Genomic DNA, 19,329 nt, shown 5'->3' on the forward strand with positions numbered 1-19,329 from the left:
TGAAAAAGCGATGCCCACAGCCTTTCAAAGCTGCGGGCATCGCCTCGGTTGATGCTGCCGTGGACGGCGGCGGATACTTATTGCAGGGGCGTACCGCCAGGGCCTGGGAATGCCGTGAGCGGAGTGCCGTCGGTCCCATTGCTGGAGATCATATTGCTTTTGAAAGACTGAACCACGCCGCTGCCGGTGTTGCTGACACCTGTGATATTGGCAAAAACAGTGGAACCGCCGAGAAACGCAATCGCACTACCTGCCCCGCTGGCGGCGGCACCATTTGCATTAACGCCAACACCCGCATTGGAACTGACCGTAGAGTTAACAATCGTCGCACGCACCTGCGATGCGGCGGCCACGGTCTTGACGGTAACGCCATTGCCACTGTTACCGCTCACTATACTGTCTGTCAGAGTAAGGTTCATCGGAAGAGTGTTACCCGCACCATCGAGAACAACGCCGCTGGCGCTGTTTGTAATCTCAACGCGCGAAAGGACGGAATTGCTTCCAGCGGTAACGGTCGATTTGATCAGGACAGCTTCAGCGCCAGTCTCGGAAATCAGCGTGTTGGTTATATACAGCTCGCTGGCCGCATTGGGAGCAAACTCGACGCCGTTGCTGGTAACCTCCTGGATGACACTGTCCTCAATATGCAACTGGCCCTGGCCGATCATGCGGACCCCATCGAGGCCGGTGTTCACGCCGTTGATGTCGAGACCGCGGAGATGCACCGCCGAGCCCGCGGGCGTGTTGACGATAATGCCGTTTACGCCTGCTGATAGCACGCCGCCAAGGGTCTCCGAGCAGTCGATGGTGATCGACTTGATGATGGTGACCGTGCCGAAACCGCCTGGATCGAGACAGTTGATTTCGCCTGCCGTCGCCGTCTTGGAAATCGCGCCGGCAAAGGTCTTGCAAGGCGCCGTGCGGCTGCAGGGATTGGCGTCGTCGCCAACACCGGAAACCCACGTTCTCGTAGCTTGCGCGGAAGCTGGCGCAATCAGGAAGCCCGACGCCAGAATCAATATTGCGAATGAAAAGAAGAACCGTACTATCTTCATTTGCCCCTCCTAAAAAGATTAGCCGGCAGCCCTTGCCGGCTGGTGAACCTGTTAAACATGCTTGGGGCGCATACAGATAATGGACGGATGCGTGACGCAGTCCAGTCGCCAAATTACCATTTGCTAATACACTTAGAACCCAAGCAATTCGGATATTATACCTTTCTAAATTGATTTTCCAGCGATACGACGCAAGGTTGCAAATAAAAGCGACCGATCAGCACATGACAAAGCTGCCGGCGTTATAGGGCACGGAGTTGGATGTCGGTCGGAACGGCCTGGCAGCGATGCCATTGGCGAATCGCAGCAAGGTCATCGAAAACGCCTAATTTAGATGCTGGAGCCCATGCACTCGTATCCGTGTGCCGCTCGGAGTTAGGGTAAAGAAGATCCGGAAGTTGCGTTTCATTATACTTCTCCGCGACCGCCTATCGGCATTGGAGCGATTGCGAAAGGAATGGAACCACCGCGGCGCGCGGCTTTCCCTGGTAGAACGCGTCGTAGACTGGACCGGCATAAGGACGGCCGAAAATGGCCTCGTATTCGCGGGAAAACACATCCCATTTCGTTTTGCCCGAAGTAGCCACGGAGTCATGGACCTGATGAAACGTCCCCTCGCTGAGCAGGCAGACATTGCGCGCGTCTGGGCGGGTCACGTAGCGATGAAATATCTCCAAGTTGGCGAGGCCGCCACCAGGGGATGTAAAACGTTCGTCGAAGCCGCCGTACCGGTTAAATAGTTTTCGGCTCATCGAGAAGGAATTGCTTTCCGCGATGTTGCTGAAGAAACCATTGCCTGAGGATCCGGCGAAAACTGAGATCCCGAACAGCGCGTCCGGCGCGTCTGGCCACCGCGAGGCACTGATCGATGCATCTTCGATATCCGGTCCATATCCTTCCGGCACCGACTCCGTCTGCACCTTAGGACCAATATGCCAGGCTAGGGAAAACACGAAAGCGTCCTCTAGCCTGTCATGTGCCTTCAGATTTTCCTCAAGCAGCCGTTCAGAGAAGATGCGGGCGCCGTCGATGGCAAGAAGCAATATGTCCCCCTTCGCGATGTCGCGAGCGGCCCAATTCAGCGCGAACACGGGTGACTGCCTAGGCGATGGCGCTCGCACTATCGACGCGTTCGACGGCAGGTTTTCGTAAGTGAGCGGCGTGCGTGAACCATTGTCCACGACGATAACTTCGTATTCGTCTTGTCGCAGCCCCTTCTGGTAAGGCGCTGTCGCAGACAGAATCGTGCGGGGCGCCTCGCGCTGCATTTCATAGGCACATATGACGACCGAGAGGCGCGGCCTTTGCTGCGGCAATGCAGGCATTGTTTGCGAGGCCGACCGGATGGCTACGCCTCTTTTGCCCGCACGCCACGCCGCCAGAGCTTGAAGGTCGCCAGCCAACATGTCCGTGGAGCGCGGCTGCATGTGCTCGCGGATAGCCTCCACGGTAGGGAAGGCCCATTTTCCTGCGTGGATGTCGGCTTCGATGGCAGCATAGTTGGCGGCGAGCACACCCGACGATGGATCGAGCTGGCTCACTAAGCCGAAACCTTTCATCTCGATGTCATAGATTCGGATTTCGAGGTCGGGTCGGTAGTGCCGAAGAATCGGTATCAGACGATAGACGTCACCGGTCCAGATTCTGGTATTTCGTTCGCGTGATGTGTAGTCCATGTGCTGCGGCAGGAGGTCGTCAATCGCAATGACGCTATTCGCAGCGGCATGCTTCTCCAGATTCATGAAATCGCGCAAAGCGAATTCAACAAGGTGCAAGCCGTCGATGAAGGCCAGATCGATAGGGGCGCCGAGAGTTTGCGCCACGTCGTCCTGTGCAAAAAAGCTGTCACTGGTGGTATTGAACAATCGTGTCGGTGTGGCCAACGCCACCTTGATCTCGTAGTTGGGATCGACGCCGATGGCAGGGGCAGTCGACAATGCCAGGCTGTGACCTAGCCTGCAGCCGATCTCACAATAATTGGCCGGCCGGAGTGTTTCATGGGTCAACCCCAAAGCTTCCAAATAGTTCAAGGGTCAATTTCCTTTTGACGTAACCTAACAGGGTGCTGGCACTTTATGCGGAAAATGCCATGGCAAAATAGGGCTGACGCAGGGAATCAAATGGATCGCTTTTCATGAAACGCCGAAGGCTGATGATGTCGGCCCTTGGCTGTAGATCACTTGTATGGCTGCAAAATATCGTCAGCGCGGAAAGGTATGCACAGGTTTGTTCGTCCAGCATGGTCCCTTCAAAAAACCGCATCGATATGGCAAGAAGCGAACTTCGTAGCGCAATCACACGGAACAGATGGCGGAAGCTGATTCTCAGGGCGGCCTTAGGATAACCGGCCCGGCGATCATTCTGGTCGAGCCGCAGCTCGGCGAGAATATCGGCATGGTTGCCCGCGCCATGGCCAATTTCGGCCTGTCCGAGCTGCGCCTCGTCAATCCGCGCGACGGCTGGCCAAGCGAGAAGGCGCGCGCCGCCGCCAGCCGCGCCGACCATGTCATCGATGCTGTCACCGTGTTTGGCGACCTGGCTTCGGCGGTGGCCGACCTCAATTTCGTCTTCGCCACCACGGCGCGCGAACGCGACGGCTTCAAGCCGGTGCGCGGGCCGGTCGAGGCGGGCAGGGCACTGCGAGCACGTCAGATAGCCGGCCAGCGCACCGGCATCCTGTTCGGCCGCGAACGTTTTGGGCTCTACAATGACGAGGTCGGGCTGGCCGACGAGATCGTCACCTTCCCGGTCGATCCCGGCTTTTCGTCGCTCAACATCGCCCAGGCCGTGCTGTTGATGTCCTATGAGTGGATGAAGTCGGGCCTGGAGGATGAGACGACGACCAATTTCTCCAACCCGGAAATGAAGCCGGCGAGCAAGGAAGAGTTGCACGGCCTGTTTGCCTATCTCGAAGGCGCGCTCGAAGCGCGCGGCTATTTCCGCCCGGCGCCGAAGAAGCCGAAGATGGTCGACAACCTGCGCGCTGTCCTGACGCGCGCCGGGTTTGCCGAGCCGGAACTGAAGGTGCTGCGCGGCATCATTTCGTCGCTCGACCGGTTTTCGCCGGCGATGCCGCGCGGCGACGGTTCGCCGGGAGACGATCCGAGACGGCTTCCGGCCGCCGCGCGAAACCGGAAGACAGACCAAGAAGGTTAAGATCAATAAGCTTCGAACGTCCGGCGTAACCGAATATTATCTGGTGCTGATCTATTGTTGCGAAAACGGTGGGTCGCTCATGTTCACCTCCAATATCGGCCGCATGCGCTTCTTCTTCTACTCCCTCGGGGTGGCTTTCCTCGAAGCCATGGCTGCTTTGGTGTGTATTGTAGGCACGATGGGCTTTGAGGGCTTCGTCAACTCCGCGCCTGGTCCGTCGCGGCAAGGCATGGCCGGCGCGGTCCTCGTCGTTTCGCTGCTGGCTGTGGTCATGCGTGGCAATATTGCCTGGCGGCGCAGCCGCGACGCCAACGGCAAAGGCTGGATCCTGTGGTCCTACATCGTGTTCTGCGCCATCTACGCCTTCCTGCAGGCCGGCACGCTTCTGGTCATCGATTTCAACAATCCGGAAAGCACGTCGGGCGGTCTCAACCTGCTTGCGCTGTCGATCTTTGGCCTTTGGTGCACGATCCTGGTGGCAAAGCCGGTGGCGGGCAGCAATATCGATGAGCTGACATCGGTTTTCGATTTCGAGGGCGCTGTTCCCTCGACCGGCGGCCGCATGGCCACCAGCGCTGCGCCATCCCCTGCGCGCGCCGCCGCGCCGGCCACACGCCCGGTGCCATCTGTCCAGCCGATGGGCCGGCCAAAGCCCGCCGGCTTCGGCAAGCGCGGGCTGTAGAGCGATCGCGAGAAGCGATCTTCGCTGGCGCTGCGCAAAACTTGGGTGAATTCGCCACTTCAAGACCATGATCGTTGCGGATAGAACGGCATCGGCCACATCACCGGCCAGCCCTTCTGATCTCCAGCCTCTTTCCATGGTCCGACATCAATGAGCGATCGATCAAACCACCGCCCGATCCTGATGTTCGATTCCGGCGTTGGCGGATTGACCGTGCTGCGCGAAGCGCGCGTGCTGATGCCCGACCGGCGCTTCATCTATGTCGCCGACGATGCGGCTTTCCCCTACGGCGCCTGGGAAGAGCCGGCGCTGCAGACCCATATACTCGATCTCTTCGCAACGCTTCTCGACCGGTTTCAGCCGGCGATTTCGGTCATCGCCTGCAACACCGCCTCGACGCTGGTGATCGATGCGCTGCGTGACAGATTTCCCGGCCATCCTTTTGTCGGCACCGTGCCGGCGATCAAGCCGGCGGCCGAGCGAACCCGCTCCGGGCTGGTCTCGGTGCTGGCGACGCCGGGCACGGTGAAGCGCCAGTACACGCGCGACCTGATCGGCAAATGGGCGCAGAAATGCCACGTCCGCCTGGTCGGCAGCAACAATCTGGCCGGATTGGCCGAGGTCTACATGCGCGAAGGCTTTGTCGACGAGGAAGCCGTGCGCGCCGAGATCGCGCCATGCTTTATCGAGCGCGACGGCCAGCGCACCGATATCGTCGTACTCGCCTGCACGCACTATCCGTTCCTGGCCAACCGCATGCGCAAGACCGCACCCTGGCCGGTCGACTGGATTGACCCGGCCGAGGCGATTGCCCGCCGTGCCTTGTCACTGCTGCCAGCCGTCGATGGGCCGTTGCCGCAAGGAGAGCCCGACATTGCCGTCTTTACCTCGGGAAAGCCGGATTTAGCCATCAGCCGGCTGATGCAGGGTTTTGGCCTGAGCGCGCGCTAGGGCATTCTATGGCTTGCGGACATTCGTCGCTCAGACAGGCTAGGCAGGTTGGAAGACGACGCTTCGTTGATCCGGATCGGCCGAAACCAGCCTTAGCATCAGCCCGTCACCTTGGCCGAACCCGGAGGCCTTCACATTGGCAACGACAGGCATGTCCGAGAGCTGAACGCGCATGCGCTGGTCGGCGACGTCGGTGACGACGGCCTTGAACATTTCACCCTCGCGTCCCCTAAGCATCACCGCCTCGGCAAGATCGATGGCCGCGTGGTTGATCTGCGAGGCGCGGGCATCCGCGCGCCCCATCACCCTGGGCAATCTGGCGAACGCATCGGTAACGGCCTGCGGCACCGGCTGGCCGTTGGCGATTGCCAGCGCGCAGCGCACGACGTAACGATCGGCCAGCCGCCTCAGTGGCGCGGTGGCGTGGGCATAGGTCGCAGCCATCGCCTCGTGCCACGGCACAACGCCGTCCTCATAGGGTTGGTAGGATGCGCCGGAACCGGCACGGCGAATTTCCAGCATCAGCGCTGCCTGTTGCCTGTTGCTGGGGTCGAGAGTTCGCTGATAGTCGCGCAGACTGGTCGAAGTCGGCCAGGACAGGCCGAGAGCCTGTGCGGCGTTGCGCAGCCTTTGCACCTTGTCAGCATCCGGTGGCGCCATCACCCGGAACAGCCCGGTCCGGTGTGCCAGCATGGCGTCGGCAATCGCCATGTTGGCGGCCAGCGAAAGGGCGGCGTTATCTTGTTCGGATTGCAGCAGCGGCCTGAATGCAAGCTGGAATGTGCCATTGGCAAGCTGTTCCACCTCTTGTTCGGGCGGGTCGACGCGGGAAGCGCCGCGACGCTCTTCGGCTGCCGCCATGCGTCGCGCTATTTCCGAGAAGCCCGGCGGAACGTCGGAGGTTTGTACGCTGTCATAGGCGAGCTTGGCGCGGCTTTTAATGATTGCGCGTTCGGCGCCATCCAGCTTTACCGCGCCGTCCGCAGCGATCCGAACCGTGAAGATAACAGCGGCGCGCGGTCCGCTGGGCAACAGGCTGGCGGCCCCCTCGGCAAGCACCGGGGGATAGAGCCCGGCCTTGCCGTCCGGCAAATACAGGGTCTCGCCGCGCGCCCAGGCTTCGAGGTCCACTGCGTCGCCGTCCTCGACGAACCAGGCCACGTCGGCAATGGCATAGTGCAACAGAAGGTCGCCGCCGCTCGCCTCGATCGAAAACGCCTGATCAAGATCGGTGGAGGTCGCCGGGTCGAGTGTCACGAAAGGCATCGCCGTTCGGTCGGCATGCTGGCTGGGCACGCGCTTGGCCGCCGTCTGCGCCAGAGCCATGACGTTGGGTGGAAATCCGTCCGGCACATGGAACTCGGTGCGGATTTTTGAAAGGCCGTCAGCGAGTGCCTGCGAGGGATCGGTCAACGATTTCATGGCGCCGTCCTACACTGGCGTTCCGGGCACGGGAAGGCCGATTTGCCGGCAGCCTGGCCGACCATAGGCAGACACGGATGCTGGCCGGGACGTGACCGCCGGGGCTGGAACCGTCACCGAAGCGCAACGTTTCTTCTTCTGGCAGCAAAGGAGGAACCGATATGCCTGCAAAATCACAAGCGCAGCAAAAGGCCGCCGGTGCCGCGCTTTCGGCCAAACGCGGTGAAACCAAGAAAGGCGAACTCATAGACGCTGCACGCGAAATGTATGAATCGATGAGCGAAAAGCAGCTTGAGGAATTCGCCGAGACCAAGCGCAAGGGCCTGCCTCAGAAGAAATCGGCTGACTGAGCCCCGAACCAATCCAAACAAAAAGCCCGCGGCCGAGACCGCGGGCTCTTCAGTTCAGGCCGAAGCCGAAACTACCAGCGCCACCAGCAGCGCTTCACCGTGTAGCGGATGACCTTCTTGTGGCCGTGCCGCCAGACGACCTTCTTCTTCACCACGATGCGGCAGACCTGGTGGTGTTTGTGACCGTGCCAATGCCTGGCCATCGCCGGCTCGGGGACGGCAATCGACATCGATCCTGCCAGGACGGCTGCACTTACCAACGAAAGGAAGAATTTTTTCATACGACTTCTGGCTCCTCTGGCTCCAGTCCCTTCCTAATGCCGTCGGTAACGACCCCGCCACATCCGGCACCGCACTTAACGTCGGAAATGCTATATGGTTGCCGCAGCCGCCGCCAGCAGCGAGCTTGACACCGGTTAAATCTCCGTTTAACGAGCCCACCAACACCGGGCCGCAATGCCCGGTGGTTTCTTTTGCATGGCAAGAACCCAGGGAAAACTGGTTTATCGTTTCCTTGGTCTTGTTAAACTGACGTGTCCCGTGGGTTTTTCATCGCATTGCGTGGAAAACCCTGTCAGGTCTCGAAAACGGAGGCCAGAGGAGGGCGCGTTTCCTTCACCCGGAGCATGAGGTTCCGGGTGGTTTGTTTTGAAAGGGAATGCGATGAGCAAGCGCGAATCCGCGAAGTACAAGATCGACCGCCGTCTCGGCGAAAACATCTGGGGCCGCCCGAAGTCCCCGGTCAACAAGCGTGAATACGGCCCCGGCCAGCATGGCCAGCGCCGCAAGGGCAAGCTTTCCGATTTCGGCCTGCAGCTGCGCGCCAAGCAGAAGCTGAAGGGTCACTACGGTGACGTTTCGGAAAAGCAGTTCCGCAAGGTCTATGAAGAGGCCGACCGCCGCAAGGGCGACACCTCGGAGAACCTGATCGGCCTGCTCGAGTCGCGTCTGGATGCGGTCGTCTACCGCGCCAAGTTCGTGCCGACCATCTTCGCCGCCCGCCAGTTCGTCAACCACGGCCACGTCAACGTCAACGGCAAGCGCGTCAACATCGGCTCGTACCGCTGCAAGCCGGGCGACGTCGTCGAAGTGCGCGAAAAGTCGAAGCAGCTGGTCATCGTTCTGGAATCGGTCGGCCTCGCCGAACGCGACGTGCCGGACTACATCGAAGCCGATCACAACAAGATGGTCGCGACCTTCTCGCGCATCCCCGGCCTGGCGGACGTTCCTTTCGCCGTGCAGATGGAACCGAACCTGGTCGTCGAATTCTATTCGCGCTGATCGGCCTCTTTGCCGCAGATATCGAAGGCCGCCCTCGAGGCGGCCTTTTTCTTTGTGCATCGCACCTGCGAGGCATCGACCAAAAACCGATTTCGATTTTGCGGCCAATGCGCTAATCCGGGCGCAACAGGGATTTGGGCCGACGCGCCATGAACATGCTGCCAAACGCCGATCTGCTTGAACCGGCTGCCGATGCCGAAGGCGGCTTCCATCCGCTGTTCGCCGACGTGCCGTCCTCGGTCGAGTTCAACAAGCTGCGCAAGCGGCTGTTGCGGCTGACCCGCCAGGCGATCGAGGATTTCGCCATGGTCAGGCCCGGCGATCGCTGGCTGGTGGCGCTATCCGGCGGCAAGGATTCCTACGGCCTGCTCGCCGTGTTGCTCGATCTCAAATGGCGCGGGCTGCTGCCGGTCGACCTTCTGGCCTGCAATCTCGACCAGGGCCAGCCGAATTTCCCGAAGCACATTTTGCCCGCTTACCTCGATGCGCATGACATTGCCCATCGCATCGAGTACCAGGACACCTATTCGGTGGTCACCGACAAATTGCCTCAGGGCAGCACCTATTGTTCGCTGTGCTCGCGGCTGCGGCGCGGCCATCTCTACCGCATCGCGCGCGAGGAGGGCTGTTCGGCGCTGGTGCTCGGCCACCATCGCGAGGACATCCTCGAAACCTTCTTCATGAATCTGTTCCATGGCGGCCGGCTCGCCGCCATGCCGCCAAAGCTGCTCAACGACGACGGCGACGTCATGGTGCTGAGGCCGTTGAGCTACTGCGCCGAGGCGGATCTGGAAAAATTCGCCGCCGCGATGAATTTTCCGATCATACCCTGCGATCTCTGCGGCAGCCAGGAAGGCCTGCAGCGTAACGCCACGAAGGCGATGCTGGACGACATGGAAAAGCGCATGCCGGGCCGCAAGGACACGATGCTGCGCGCGCTGTGCAACACCAGACCCTCGCATCTGCTTGACCGCAAACTGTTCGATTTCGCTGCCCTCAACGGCAGCCTCAGCGCAGGACAAGACCTTTCCGATGACATTTGACGACCGTGCGATCGACTGGCTGGCCGAGCTTCTCGCCGATGCAGCCAAAGCCGAGATCATGCCGCGCTTTCGCCGGCTGGGCGAGGGCGATGTCCGCCAGAAGACCTCGGCGGCCGATCTGGTGACCGAGGCCGACGTCAATGCCGAGCGGCTGATTACGGCAAGACTGCTCGAGCGCTACCCCCAAGCGATGATCGTCGGCGAGGAGGCCTGCTCCGACAATCCGGCGCTGCTCCAGGGGCTCGGCGATGCCGATCTCGCCTTCGTCGTCGACCCCGTCGACGGCACCTTCAACTTCGCCTCCGGCGTGCCGCTGTTCGGCGTCATGCTAAGCGTCGTGATCAAGGGCGAGACAGTGGCCGGCATCATCCATGATCCTGTCGGCAAGGACTGGCTGATCGGCGCCAAGGGCGCCGGCAGCCACATCCGCCACGCGCATGGCGCGCTGGAGAAGGTACATGTCGCCAATGCCGTGCCGATCTCGCAAATGACCGGTTCGGTGTCCTGGCAATATCTGGCGGAACCGCAGCGCTCGCTTCTGGCTCGCAACCAGACCAAGACGCTGTCGCAGTTCGGCTATCGCTGCGCGGCGCATGAATACCGGCTGCTGGCGAGCGGCCACGCGCATTTCGTCGTCTACAACAAGCTGATGCCGTGGGACCATCTGGTCGGCGTGCTGATCCATGCCGAGGCCGGCGGCTACACCGCCCGCATCGACGGCAGCGCCTATCTGCCGTCGCATGTCGATGGCGGCATTCTTGTCGCGCCCGACCGCGAAAGCTGGCAGGAGTTACGCAGGGAACTCTGGGCGCAATAATCGGCAGTACCGGGACCGGTCTTCTCCCTTGACCGGGATTTTGTCCGAGCCGAAGATCAACTGGTTCCGATATTGGGAACTGGCGGTTGGCTTCATCGCATTTGCTTTGTCGATTGTGCGAAATCGGAGATTCGGGATGAACACTCGGCCCGCGCTTGTTGCAACTGCGCTTGCACTTGCCTTGGCCGCCGCCGGCGCCACCGAGGCAAGATCGCAGGAACGCGCGTGCGGCAGTCGCGATCCCGTCGATACCATAGACGAGATGTTTTCCGCGATCTTTGCCTGCTGGCAGCCGCCGCCGGGAAGTGCTGGCATGACCCTGACACTGAGTTTCTCAATTCGCAAAAACGGCACGCTGATGGGCAAGCCGCGCGCCACGTTCTCTCACATGGGAGATGATGACTCACTCAACCGGGTCTTTGTGTCATCCGTGCTCGAAGCTCTCGACAAGGCTCTGCCGATGCCTCTTTCGGACAGCATGGGTGGCGCCATCGCAGGGCGCCCGCTGTTTCCTCGTTTCACGGCAGTGATTGGAGGCGCATCGTGAAGCGCGTCGCTTGATAGTGGCTGCGGTTTTGAGACAAATAAAACTCGAAGCGCAGAACAGCCGCTCAATGCAGGTCGGTGACGTGCCCTGAAATGGGTGGGTTGTGCGGCTGGAACATCTTGCCGCGCTCGGCGATCAGGATCATCAGCAGGGCCGCGACCGAGACGCTGCAGAATCCGGCGGCCAGCGGCGTCACCGTGCCGTTGAAGGCCTGGCCGATCAGCGTGCCGAGAATGCCGCCGAGAAACGTCTGCATGAAGCCCAGGATCGACGACGCCGTGCCGGCCAGTTGCCCGAGCGGCTCCATGGCGAGCGCGTTGAAATTGGCGCCGAGCGCGCCGAACGGGATCATCGCGCTGGCGAAGAAGGTGATGAACAACCAGAGCGGCATCTTCATTTCAAGCGAAACGGTGAGCCAGGCAAGGCTGATCACCAGGAACAGCAGCAGTGCGCTCTGTGACAGGCGGCGCATGCCGATGCGGCCGACCAGCCGCGAGTTGAGGTAATTCGAAAAAGCAAGAACGCCGGCGACACCCGCGAAGATGACCGGAAACATCTCGCCGACATGGAAAATGTCGACATAGATCTGCTGTGCCGAGGCAATGAAGCCGAACATGGCGGCGAAAATGAAGGTGCTTGCAAAGGCGTAGCAAAGCGCGATGCGGTTGGTGAGCACGATGCGGAAACCGCCGACGACGGATGAGACCGTCAGCGGCCTGCGGTACTCCGGATGCAGCGTTTCCGGCAGCCGCAGCAGCGACCAGGCCGACACGATCAGCGCTCCGACGGCCATGGTCACGAAGATCCAGTGCCAGCTTGCGAACAGCATGATGAACTGGCCGATCCCCGGAGCAATCACCGGGATGGCCATGAACACCATGAAGATCAGCGACATCACCTCGGCCATGCGCCGGCCGTCGAACGTGTCGCGCACGATCGAGACGGCGATGACGCGCGTGGCCGCCGCACCGATGCCTTGCACCAGCCGGCACATGAGCAGGATAGCGAATGACGGGGCGATGGCGGCAGCCGCCGCCGCCACGACGTAAATCGCCAGCCCGACGACCAGCGGCGCGCGGCGCCCGAACCGGTCCGAGATCGGGCCGAAGAAAAGCTGTCCGCCGCCGAAGCCCAGGATATAGGCGGTGATGACATACTGCCGGTGGTTTTCATTCTCGACGCCGAGCGTGGCGCCGATCTGCTGCAGCGCCGGCAGCATGATATCGATGGCCAGCGAGTTCAGCGCCATCAGCGCCGCGCACAGCGCGATGAATTCCCAGCGCGGAATAGGCAATTTGCTTGCCTGTTGCTGCGCTTGTGACTGCTGGTCCACGGCGGGTCCGATCTTCAAAACGAATATGCGCCGGCATGCCGGCGCATCGGTTCGTCCTCACCCCGATAGGGGAGGTAACAGTTTGCCGAGGCGGAGCTGCCCGAGCTAAGCCAGAATCAGGCGGTGGCTTTGACGCTGACGCCCTTTTCGACGAGGAACGTCTGTAGTTCGCCCGCCTGGAACATTTCGCGGATGATGTCGCAGCCGCCGACGAATTCGCCCTTGACGTAGAGCTGCGGGATCGTCGGCCAGTTCGAGTATTCCTTGATGCCCTGGCGCAGTTCGGCCGAGGTCAGCACGTCGACGCCCTTGTAGTCGGCGCCGAGGTAATCGAGAATTTGCACCACCTGGCCGGAAAAGCCGCACTGCGGAAAACCGGGCGTGCCCTTCATGAAAAGGACGACGTCGTTGCCCTTCACTTCGCTGTCGATGTAGTCGTTGATGCCGCTCATGGAATATCCTTTCACGCCTGTGGGAGTCAGGCTCGAAGCATAGCCATCAAATAAACCCATAGATGGGCCGAAACAAGATGTTTGCGCCGCTGCCGCGGAAATGGCGCAAAGGATCGCCTGTCTTGGGCCAAGCATCCGAGCCGATTGCAGCCTCCGGGACATGATGAAAAGACGATATGGCGCCGCCCTTCTGATCGCCATCCTGGTGGCAGCGACTGCCACTGTCTTGTGGCCGAGACGCCCCGCGCCGCCACCTTTGGTGATCGGCGGAGAACTGCCGGCCCCTTGCCGGAATGTCGCCTTCGAGGCGCTGACCTATGTCGTGTGCACGGTCGACCTGCGAACTTATGACCTTGCTGTCTCTCACGCCGGCGCCGACGGCAAGGCCTTCGGCTCGCTGGAGGCCTTCGACAAAGCAATGGCCGGCGAGGGCAGACCGGTGCTGCTCGCCATGAATGGCGGCATGTATCACGAGGACTTGTCGCCGGTCGGACTGCTGATGGAGGATGGCGGCGAAAAGTCCCCGCTCAACAGTGCCGACGGCGAAGGCAATTTCTTCCTGAAGCCCAACGGCGTCTTCCTGGTCGGCAAGGACGGCAGGGCCGCGGTCATGGAAAGCAGCGCCTATGCCGCGGCGAAGCCCGATGTCGCCTTCGCCACGCAATCAGGCCCAATGCTGGTTATCGACGGCCAGATTCACCCAAGGTTCGAGCCGAATGGCACCTCCCGCTACATCCGCAATGGCGTCGGCGTGCGCGACGAAAACACGGTTGTCCTGGCGATCTCGCGCTCGGAGGTCAGTTTCGGCAGCTTTGCGCGGCTGTTCCGTGACGCGCTTGGCTGCCGCAACGCGCTGTTCCTCGACGGCGCGGTGTCGGCGCTGTCGGACGGCGAGAGGATGATCGTCGGCGGAAAATACCCGGCAGGGCCGATCATCTCAGTGTCGGCGAAGCCGATCACGCCGGTGTCGGCGAAGCCGATCGCACCAGTGTCGGCGAAACAGTGAACCTTCAGTCCGGCACGCTCGTCTGCAGGGCCAGCGCGTGCAGCACGCCGCCCATATTGCCCTTCAGTGCGTCATAGACCATCTGGTGCTGCTGGACGCGGCTCTTTCCCCGGAAGCTCTCGGCCACCACTTCGGCCGCATAGTGGTCGCCATCGCCGGCGAGGTCGCGGATCGTCACCTTGGCGTCCGGAATGCCGTCCTTGATCAGTTTTTCGATGTCGTGGGCATCCATTGCCATGGCAAAATCCTGTTCTGGGCGGCTAGGCAGCTTCTACGAGGGTGACTCGGGGGTAAGCCTAAAGCCTTTCTGGTTCGGGTTGAAGCCGTTCTGTCGGTGACGCAGTGTCTAAGGGCCATCCTGCCGCGGGTGGACCACACCATCCTCGGTGATGTCGTCGCGGGTCGAGAACCCCCTGCCAAGGCTGAAGACCAGCACATAGAGCGGAATGTTGATCACCAGGTTGGCGATGGGGAGATAGCTGGTCATCTGCCAGAGCGGCGAGAAGAACGCCTGGCCGTAGCCGTCGCAGACCAGCGACGAGCCGTATTCCCACAGCGCCCCTATCGTCGCAGCAGCAATGAAAAGCTTGATGCAGGTGACGACATGCCTTGCTCGCGCCGGGTCCGGTAAAAGCCGGATCCACAGCACCAGGCAGATGATCGGCACCGCATAAAGGAGGTTCTGCAGCACCAGCATCGGCAGCGTGCCATTGGCCGCCTCTAGGAACTGCTCACGCCTTTCCAACAGCGGGCAAACCTCGCTCGATGTCGTCGACAGCAGGAAGAAGACGAACGGCCCGAGGAACCAGAAGAAGAACAGCGACGGCCAGAAGACGACTGCGATCAGCGTCCGGGCTGCCAGTCTGGTCAACTGGCCTGATCCATGAAGCGTGGGAACCAGCCTTCGTGGGCGGCGGTCAATTCGCTGACCGGAATCGCTTTGGCATCGCCAAGCTTCAGCTCGGTTCCACCGGTCGAGCCGATCCATGGCGCGAAGATGCCGAGCTTGCTCTGCTGCTCGCGGATGGCGTCCCATTCCTTGCTCTGCGGATCGACCGATAGCGTGAGGAGATAGCGGCCCTGGTCCTCGCCGAACCAGACCGGGATCGGGTCGGTGCCGGCAAGGCCCGGAATGGTGGCGCCGATGCCGGACGCCATCGCCATTTCGGCCAACGCCACGGCAAGGCCGCCATCGGAAAGGTCATGCGCCGCTGTAACGACACCCGACGCGATCAGCGCGCGCACATGGTCGCCGACGCGCTTCTCATGCTCGAGGTCGACCGGTGGCGGCGGGCCGTCGGTGCGGCCATGGATATCTCTGAGATAGGCGGACTGGCCGAGATGGCTGCCCCATGTCGCCGGCGCGCCGACCAGCAGGATCATCTGGCCCTCGGCAGCAAAGCCGATACGGGCCATCTTCGACCAGTCGGCAATCAGCCCGACGCCGCCTATGGTTGGCGTCGGCAGGATGCCCTGGCCGTTGGTCTCGTTGTAGAGCGAGACATTGCCCGACACGATCGGGAAGCCGAGCGCCCGGCAGGCATCGCCAATGCCTTTCACCGCACCGACCAGCTGGCCCATGATTTCCGGCCGCTCCGGATTGCCGAAATTGAGGTTGTCGGTCGCCGCCAGCGGCAGCGCGCCGGTGGCGGTGAGGTTGCGCCAGCATTCGGCCACCGCCTGCTTGCCGCCCTCATAGGGGTCGGCCTCGCAATAGCGCGGCGTGACGTCGGAGGAGAAGGCGAGCGCCTTGGTCGCATGGCCCTCGACGCGCACAACGCCGGCGTCGCCGCCGGGAAGCTGCAGCGAATTGCCTTGGATCAGCGTGTCGTATTGCTCCCACACCCAGCGGCGCGACGACAGGTCCGGCCCGCCGAGCAGCTTCAAGAGCGCATCGGCGACATCGGCCTTCGGTGCATCGCCGGCCGCCAATGCCGCCGGCTTCTTCGGCTCGACCCAGGGACGATCATATTCCGGCGCCTTGTCGCCAAGGTCCTTGATCGGCAGATTGGCAACCTCGTCGCCCTGGTGGATGACACGGAAGCGCAGATCGTCGGTGGTCTTGCCGACAATGGCGAAGTCGAGGCCCCATTTGTGGAAGATCGCCTCGGCTTCCTTTTCCTTCTCGGGGCGCAGCACCATCAGCATGCGCTCCTGGCTTTCCGACAGCATCATCTCATAGGCGCTCATGCGCTCTTCGCGCACCGGCACCTGGTCGAGGTGAAGCTCGATGCCGAGGTCGCCCTTGGCGCCCATCTCGACAGCCGAACAGGTGAGGCCGGCGGCACCCATGTCCTGGATGGCGATGACCGCACCGGACGCCATCAGCTCGAGGCAGGCTTCCAAGAGGCATTTTTCGGTGAAGGGATCGCCGACCTGCACGGTCGGGCGCTTCTCGTCGATCTTGTCGTCGAACTCGGCCGAGGCCATGGTGGCGCCGCCGACGCCGTCGCGGCCGGTCTTGGCGCCGAGATAGACGACGGGCAGGCCGACACCCTTGGCTTCCGACAGGAAGATCGCATCGGTCTTGGCAAGGCCGGCGGCAAAGGCGTTGACCAGGATGTTGCCGTTGTAGCGGGCGTCGAAATTGACCTCGCCGCCGACCGTCGGCACGCCGAAGGCGTTGCCATAGCCGCCGACGCCGGAAACCACGCCGCTGACCAGATGCCGCGTCTTGGGATGGTCCGGCGCGCCGAAGCGCAACGCATTCATCGCCGCGATGGGCCGCGCGCCCATGGTGAAGACGTCGCGCAAGATGCCGCCGACACCGGTCGCAGCGCCCTGATAGGGTTCGATGTAGGAGGGGTGGTTGTGGCTCTCCATCTTGAAGACGACGCAGTCGCCGTCGCCGATATCGACCACGCCGGCATTCTCGCCCGGACCCTGGATGACCTGCGGCCCGGTGGTCGGAAGCGTGCGCAGCCATTTCTTCGAGGATTTGTAGGAGCAGTGCTCGTTCCACATCGCCGAGAAGATGCCGAGTTCGGTAAAACTCGGCTCGCGCCCGACCAGATCGAGGATGCGCTGGTATTCGTCGGGCTTCAGCCCGTGCGCAGCGATGAGTTCCGGAGTGATCGGCACGGAATTGGAAATGGTCATGGGCAGCGATTGGTATCCGTGGGAGAGGGGGATTTCTGAGTCCCCTCTTATCGCAAGCTTTGGCGCGATACACCCCATCGGATAATGAAAAACGCCGGAAAGCCACAAGGTGACGATGGCGGTCGCGAGCCGTTGGGGAACGCTATGGCATGCCGGCCGTTAGGTCTCCAATCAATCAGGAGATTTCAACATGGCCACCAAGCAAGGCAAGAAGGACAATCGCCTCTCGGACAAGGAAGCTATGCATCTGGCCGAGATCACCGACGTTTCGCCGCAGCAGGCCAAGGACCTGGCCGAGAAGCACGGCAAGGACAAGGGCGCGAAGGAAGCCAAAAACTTCAAGGCAGAGGGCTGATCCGAGATCGGGGCCGACCAGGTCAAGCGTCAGGAAGACCTGTCGTAGCCGGCGCGGCCTTCCTCCAGCAGTCGGCGGATCACCGCGACGCCGCCGGCTATGTCGTCCCGCCGCCTTGGCTGCGAGACGCCGAAACGCACACCGTGGAAAACCTGCTCGGAGCGCCCGGCCTTGAACTCGTCCTCGTCGTCGAGGAGCACGCCATTTTCGAGGCAGGCGCTCCTGAAGGTGCCGGAGAGCCAGGGATCGGGCAGGGTCAGCCAGACGAAGGGCACGCGGTCGTGTGACTTGAAGGCAAAGCCGGCCAAAGTCTCGCGCACAATGGCGATGCGGGCGGCGATTTCGGCGGTACAGCGCCTGCGGATATCTCCGGCCTGCCCGGACAGAACCAGCCGCGCATTGACCTCCGCCAACAGGAACGGCATGCCGCCGGTCATCATCTTGTGGGCGACGCGGATGCGATGGCGATAGGCAGGCGGGCAAGAGAGCCAGCCGCCGCGAACGCCTGCCGCGACCGATTTCGACAGGCCGCCGGCGACAATGGTGCGTTCGGGCGCATATTCGGCAATGAGCGGCGTCGGGTCGTCGGTCAAGCCACCATAGAGATCGTCCTCGATGAGGATGACATTGTACGCGCGCGCGACGCGTGCAATCGCCTCGCGGCGCGAAACCGACAGGATCGCCAGCGTCGGGTTCTGCACCGTCGGCATCAGGAAGATCATTTTCGGGTGCTTTTGCGCGCAGACGCGTTCGAAATCCTCGGGATCGAGGCCTTCCTCGTCCGATGCCACCAGTGCAATGCGCCGCCCGATCAGCCCGGCGCTGCGGGCGATCTGCGAATAGGTGAGGTGCTCGAAGGCGACATAGTCGCCCGGCGTGGTCAGCGCCGCGATTGCCGCCATGACGGCGGCATGGGTACCGAGCGTGGGGACAATGGTCTCGGCCGCCGGGCGGAACGAATTGCGTGACAGCCAGCGCGCGCCGGCCTCGAACCAGCGCTCCGGAAAATCCCTGGTGTAGCTGGAGATCTCGTGCGGATAATCCTGCACCGTGCGCTGAAGCGTTTCGGCGACAACGGTGCCCTGGCCGATGTCGGGGGCGGCCGTGCTGTCGAAGCGCAGTTTGCCGGGCGGCGCATCGACATAGCGCGTGCCTTGCACGGCGGGCTCGGCGAATTCGGGTGACGCGGCTTCCGATTGCTGGGCCAGGACATAGGTTCCGCGTCCGACCTCGCCGCTGACCAGACCGCGCTCGCGCAGCAACTGGTAGGCCCGGCCGATCGTGCCGACCGTCGTGCCGATGTCATAGGCGAGATCGCGCTGTGGCGGCAGTTTTGCCCCGGCGTCGATGACGCCCTTGTCGATGTCGGCCTCGATGCTGTCGGCAAGACGCTGATAAAGCGGGCCGGAGCCGCTGGTGAGGTCAGGAAGCCAATTTGTCATGGTGACAATTTTGTATATTGCACCGAATTAGGAGTCAATACATATCAGCGCCGTACTGAAATGGGTACAATTTGCAACCTTGGCAGAAAGACAATGAGCACAATCGAGACAATCCGCCATACGAGCGTTGAACTGGTCGGACCGTCGAGTCGGCGAGGCTTTGCCAGCCGCATCGTGCAGGTGGTCAGGTCGCTGGCGCAGCAGATCGGCGCGCTGATCGAGCGCCGTCGCGGTCGCCTGGCCCTGCTGGAAATGACCGACGAGCAGCTTAAGGATATCGGTGTTTCGCGTTCCGACGCCTACCGCGAAGGGATCCGGCGCTTCTGGGACTGACCCGG

Annotated in this window: 21 protein-coding genes; 11 read left to right on the forward strand and 10 right to left on the reverse strand. The window is 61.9% G+C overall.

Annotated elements, in window-relative coordinates; all coding sequences use genetic code 11:
• Positions 1-77: 77 nt before the first annotated feature.
• A complete protein-coding gene (locus AC1DZ8_RS16415; RefSeq protein WP_477309271.1) occupies positions 78-1,055 on the reverse strand; it encodes a right-handed parallel beta-helix repeat-containing protein in 978 nt (325 codons plus the stop codon).
• A gap of 428 nt (positions 1,056-1,483) precedes the next feature.
• Positions 1,484-3,085, reverse strand: coding sequence for a class I SAM-dependent methyltransferase (locus AC1DZ8_RS16420; protein ID WP_477309272.1), 1,602 nt, complete (start codon positions 3,083-3,085; stop codon positions 1,484-1,486).
• A gap of 277 nt (positions 3,086-3,362) precedes the next feature.
• Between AC1DZ8_RS16420 and AC1DZ8_RS16425 the strand changes: the two genes are divergently transcribed.
• The 3 genes from AC1DZ8_RS16425 to murI all read left to right on the forward strand — a co-directional run bounded on the left by AC1DZ8_RS16425 (position 3,363) and on the right by murI (position 5,844).
• Positions 3,363-4,211 carry an RNA methyltransferase gene (locus AC1DZ8_RS16425; protein ID WP_477309273.1) on the forward strand — a complete coding sequence of 283 codons (849 nt, stop codon included), beginning with the start codon at positions 3,363-3,365 and terminating at the stop codon, positions 4,209-4,211.
• Between the two features lie 79 nt (positions 4,212-4,290).
• Positions 4,291-4,893, forward strand: coding sequence for a DUF805 domain-containing protein (locus AC1DZ8_RS16430; protein WP_477401210.1), 603 nt, complete (start codon positions 4,291-4,293; stop codon positions 4,891-4,893).
• 150 nt (positions 4,894-5,043) lie between these two features.
• On the forward strand, positions 5,044-5,844 hold the full coding sequence (gene murI, locus AC1DZ8_RS16435; RefSeq protein WP_477303900.1) for a glutamate racemase: 801 nt from the start codon (positions 5,044-5,046) through the stop codon (positions 5,842-5,844).
• A gap of 39 nt (positions 5,845-5,883) precedes the next feature.
• Here the strand turns inward: murI and AC1DZ8_RS16440 are convergent, their stop codons facing one another.
• A complete protein-coding gene (locus AC1DZ8_RS16440) occupies positions 5,884-7,266 on the reverse strand; it encodes an RNB domain-containing ribonuclease (RefSeq protein WP_477303902.1) in 1,383 nt (460 codons plus the stop codon).
• 161 nt (positions 7,267-7,427) lie between these two features.
• Here AC1DZ8_RS16440 and AC1DZ8_RS16445 point away from each other — a divergent pair, with 161 nt between their 5' ends.
• The gene (locus AC1DZ8_RS16445; RefSeq protein ID WP_477303904.1) at positions 7,428-7,616 is read left to right on the forward strand and encodes a DUF3008 family protein; all 189 of its coding nucleotides are present in this window, start codon (positions 7,428-7,430) and stop codon (positions 7,614-7,616) included.
• A 71-nt stretch (positions 7,617-7,687) separates the two neighbouring features.
• Here the strand turns inward: AC1DZ8_RS16445 and AC1DZ8_RS16450 are convergent, their stop codons facing one another.
• The gene (locus AC1DZ8_RS16450; RefSeq protein WP_477303906.1) at positions 7,688-7,846 is read right to left on the reverse strand and encodes a hypothetical protein; all 159 of its coding nucleotides are present in this window, start codon (positions 7,844-7,846) and stop codon (positions 7,688-7,690) included.
• A 433-nt stretch (positions 7,847-8,279) separates the two neighbouring features.
• Here AC1DZ8_RS16450 and rpsD point away from each other — a divergent pair, with 433 nt between their 5' ends.
• The 4 genes from rpsD to AC1DZ8_RS16470 all read left to right on the forward strand — a co-directional run bounded on the left by rpsD (position 8,280) and on the right by AC1DZ8_RS16470 (position 11,304).
• Positions 8,280-8,897: a 30S ribosomal protein S4 gene (rpsD, locus tag AC1DZ8_RS16455; protein ID WP_013895883.1), complete on the forward strand. Its 618-nt coding sequence runs from the start codon at positions 8,280-8,282 to the stop codon at positions 8,895-8,897.
• A 149-nt stretch (positions 8,898-9,046) separates the two neighbouring features.
• Positions 9,047-9,940, forward strand: a complete 894-nt coding sequence (gene ttcA, locus AC1DZ8_RS16460; protein ID WP_477303908.1) for a tRNA 2-thiocytidine(32) synthetase TtcA — start codon at positions 9,047-9,049, stop codon at positions 9,938-9,940.
• A complete protein-coding gene (locus AC1DZ8_RS16465; RefSeq protein ID WP_477303910.1) occupies positions 9,930-10,757 on the forward strand; it encodes an inositol monophosphatase family protein in 828 nt (275 codons plus the stop codon). The genes ttcA and AC1DZ8_RS16465 overlap by 11 nt, the downstream gene beginning before the upstream one ends.
• 28 nt (positions 10,758-10,785) lie before the next feature.
• Positions 10,786-11,304 (forward strand): hypothetical protein, encoded by a 519-nt coding sequence (locus AC1DZ8_RS16470; RefSeq protein ID WP_477303912.1) that lies wholly within the window; start codon positions 10,786-10,788, stop codon positions 11,302-11,304.
• 64 nt (positions 11,305-11,368) lie between these two features.
• Here AC1DZ8_RS16470 and AC1DZ8_RS16475 read toward each other — a convergent pair whose 3' ends face one another.
• Entirely contained in the window at positions 11,369-12,637 is a 1,269-nt protein-coding gene (locus tag AC1DZ8_RS16475) for a multidrug effflux MFS transporter (RefSeq protein WP_477303914.1), read from the reverse strand.
• Positions 12,638-12,753: 116 nt separating this feature from the next.
• Positions 12,754-13,089: a Grx4 family monothiol glutaredoxin gene (gene grxD / locus AC1DZ8_RS16480; protein ID WP_477284628.1), complete on the reverse strand. Its 336-nt coding sequence runs from the start codon at positions 13,087-13,089 to the stop codon at positions 12,754-12,756.
• 160 nt (positions 13,090-13,249) lie between these two features.
• Here grxD and AC1DZ8_RS16485 point away from each other — a divergent pair, with 160 nt between their 5' ends.
• A complete protein-coding gene (locus tag AC1DZ8_RS16485) occupies positions 13,250-14,095 on the forward strand; it encodes a phosphodiester glycosidase family protein (RefSeq protein ID WP_477303916.1) in 846 nt (281 codons plus the stop codon).
• Between the two features lie 4 nt (positions 14,096-14,099).
• Here AC1DZ8_RS16485 and AC1DZ8_RS16490 read toward each other — a convergent pair whose 3' ends face one another.
• The 3 genes from AC1DZ8_RS16490 to purL all read right to left on the reverse strand — a co-directional run bounded on the left by AC1DZ8_RS16490 (position 14,100) and on the right by purL (position 17,194).
• Positions 14,100-14,333, reverse strand: coding sequence for a BolA/IbaG family iron-sulfur metabolism protein (locus AC1DZ8_RS16490; RefSeq protein WP_010909092.1), 234 nt, complete (start codon positions 14,331-14,333; stop codon positions 14,100-14,102).
• 108 nt (positions 14,334-14,441) lie between these two features.
• Positions 14,442-14,966 (reverse strand): hypothetical protein, encoded by a 525-nt coding sequence (locus AC1DZ8_RS16495; RefSeq protein ID WP_477401214.1) that lies wholly within the window; start codon positions 14,964-14,966, stop codon positions 14,442-14,444.
• Entirely contained in the window at positions 14,963-17,194 is a 2,232-nt protein-coding gene (gene purL / locus AC1DZ8_RS16500) for a phosphoribosylformylglycinamidine synthase subunit PurL (protein WP_477303920.1), read from the reverse strand. The genes AC1DZ8_RS16495 and purL overlap by 4 nt, the downstream gene beginning before the upstream one ends.
• Positions 17,195-17,384: 190 nt before the next feature.
• Between purL and AC1DZ8_RS16505 the strand changes: the two genes are divergently transcribed.
• On the forward strand, positions 17,385-17,549 hold the full coding sequence (locus tag AC1DZ8_RS16505; RefSeq protein WP_477303922.1) for a hypothetical protein: 165 nt from the start codon (positions 17,385-17,387) through the stop codon (positions 17,547-17,549).
• 29 nt (positions 17,550-17,578) lie between these two features.
• On the opposite strand, the gene AC1DZ8_RS16510 is transcribed toward AC1DZ8_RS16505, so the two are convergent.
• Positions 17,579-18,991: an aminotransferase-like domain-containing protein gene (locus tag AC1DZ8_RS16510; RefSeq protein WP_477401216.1), complete on the reverse strand. Its 1,413-nt coding sequence runs from the start codon at positions 18,989-18,991 to the stop codon at positions 17,579-17,581.
• 93 nt (positions 18,992-19,084) lie between these two features.
• Here AC1DZ8_RS16510 and AC1DZ8_RS16515 point away from each other — a divergent pair, with 93 nt between their 5' ends.
• Complete coding sequence (locus AC1DZ8_RS16515) at positions 19,085-19,324, forward strand: DUF1127 domain-containing protein (RefSeq protein WP_477303926.1); 240 nt, start codon at positions 19,085-19,087, stop codon at positions 19,322-19,324.
• Positions 19,325-19,329 lie beyond the last annotated feature (5 nt).

This window comes from Mesorhizobium sp. P2_F7 (assembly GCF_056403695.1).

What these genes read in the sequence shown, in the direction of transcription:
- AC1DZ8_RS16415 (WP_477309271.1), bottom strand. Translation starts at nt 1,055, where the DNA reads ATGAAGATAGTACGGTTCTTCTTTTCATTCGCAATATTGATTCTGGCG.
- AC1DZ8_RS16425 (WP_477309273.1), top strand. Translation starts at nt 3,363, where the DNA reads ATGGCGGAAGCTGATTCTCAGGGCGGCCTTAGGATAACCGGCCCGGCG.
- AC1DZ8_RS16430 (WP_477401210.1), top strand. Translation starts at nt 4,291, where the DNA reads ATGTTCACCTCCAATATCGGCCGCATGCGCTTCTTCTTCTACTCCCTC.
- murI (WP_477303900.1), top strand. Translation starts at nt 5,044, where the DNA reads ATGAGCGATCGATCAAACCACCGCCCGATCCTGATGTTCGATTCCGGC.
- AC1DZ8_RS16440 (WP_477303902.1), bottom strand. Translation starts at nt 7,266, where the DNA reads ATGAAATCGTTGACCGATCCCTCGCAGGCACTCGCTGACGGCCTTTCA.
- AC1DZ8_RS16445 (WP_477303904.1), top strand. Translation starts at nt 7,428, where the DNA reads ATGCCTGCAAAATCACAAGCGCAGCAAAAGGCCGCCGGTGCCGCGCTT.
- AC1DZ8_RS16450 (WP_477303906.1), bottom strand. Translation starts at nt 7,846, where the DNA reads ATGTCGATTGCCGTCCCCGAGCCGGCGATGGCCAGGCATTGGCACGGT.
- rpsD (WP_013895883.1), top strand. Translation starts at nt 8,280, where the DNA reads ATGAGCAAGCGCGAATCCGCGAAGTACAAGATCGACCGCCGTCTCGGC.
- ttcA (WP_477303908.1), top strand. Translation starts at nt 9,047, where the DNA reads ATGAACATGCTGCCAAACGCCGATCTGCTTGAACCGGCTGCCGATGCC.
- AC1DZ8_RS16465 (WP_477303910.1), top strand. Translation starts at nt 9,930, where the DNA reads ATGACATTTGACGACCGTGCGATCGACTGGCTGGCCGAGCTTCTCGCC.
- grxD (WP_477284628.1), bottom strand. Translation starts at nt 13,089, where the DNA reads ATGAGCGGCATCAACGACTACATCGACAGCGAAGTGAAGGGCAACGAC.
- AC1DZ8_RS16485 (WP_477303916.1), top strand. Translation starts at nt 13,250, where the DNA reads ATGATGAAAAGACGATATGGCGCCGCCCTTCTGATCGCCATCCTGGTG.
- AC1DZ8_RS16490 (WP_010909092.1), bottom strand. Translation starts at nt 14,333, where the DNA reads ATGGCAATGGATGCCCACGACATCGAAAAACTGATCAAGGACGGCATT.
- purL (WP_477303920.1), bottom strand. Translation starts at nt 17,194, where the DNA reads ATGACCATTTCCAATTCCGTGCCGATCACTCCGGAACTCATCGCTGCG.
- AC1DZ8_RS16505 (WP_477303922.1), top strand. Translation starts at nt 17,385, where the DNA reads ATGGCCACCAAGCAAGGCAAGAAGGACAATCGCCTCTCGGACAAGGAA.
- AC1DZ8_RS16510 (WP_477401216.1), bottom strand. Translation starts at nt 18,991, where the DNA reads ATGACAAATTGGCTTCCTGACCTCACCAGCGGCTCCGGCCCGCTTTAT.
- AC1DZ8_RS16515 (WP_477303926.1), top strand. Translation starts at nt 19,085, where the DNA reads ATGAGCACAATCGAGACAATCCGCCATACGAGCGTTGAACTGGTCGGA.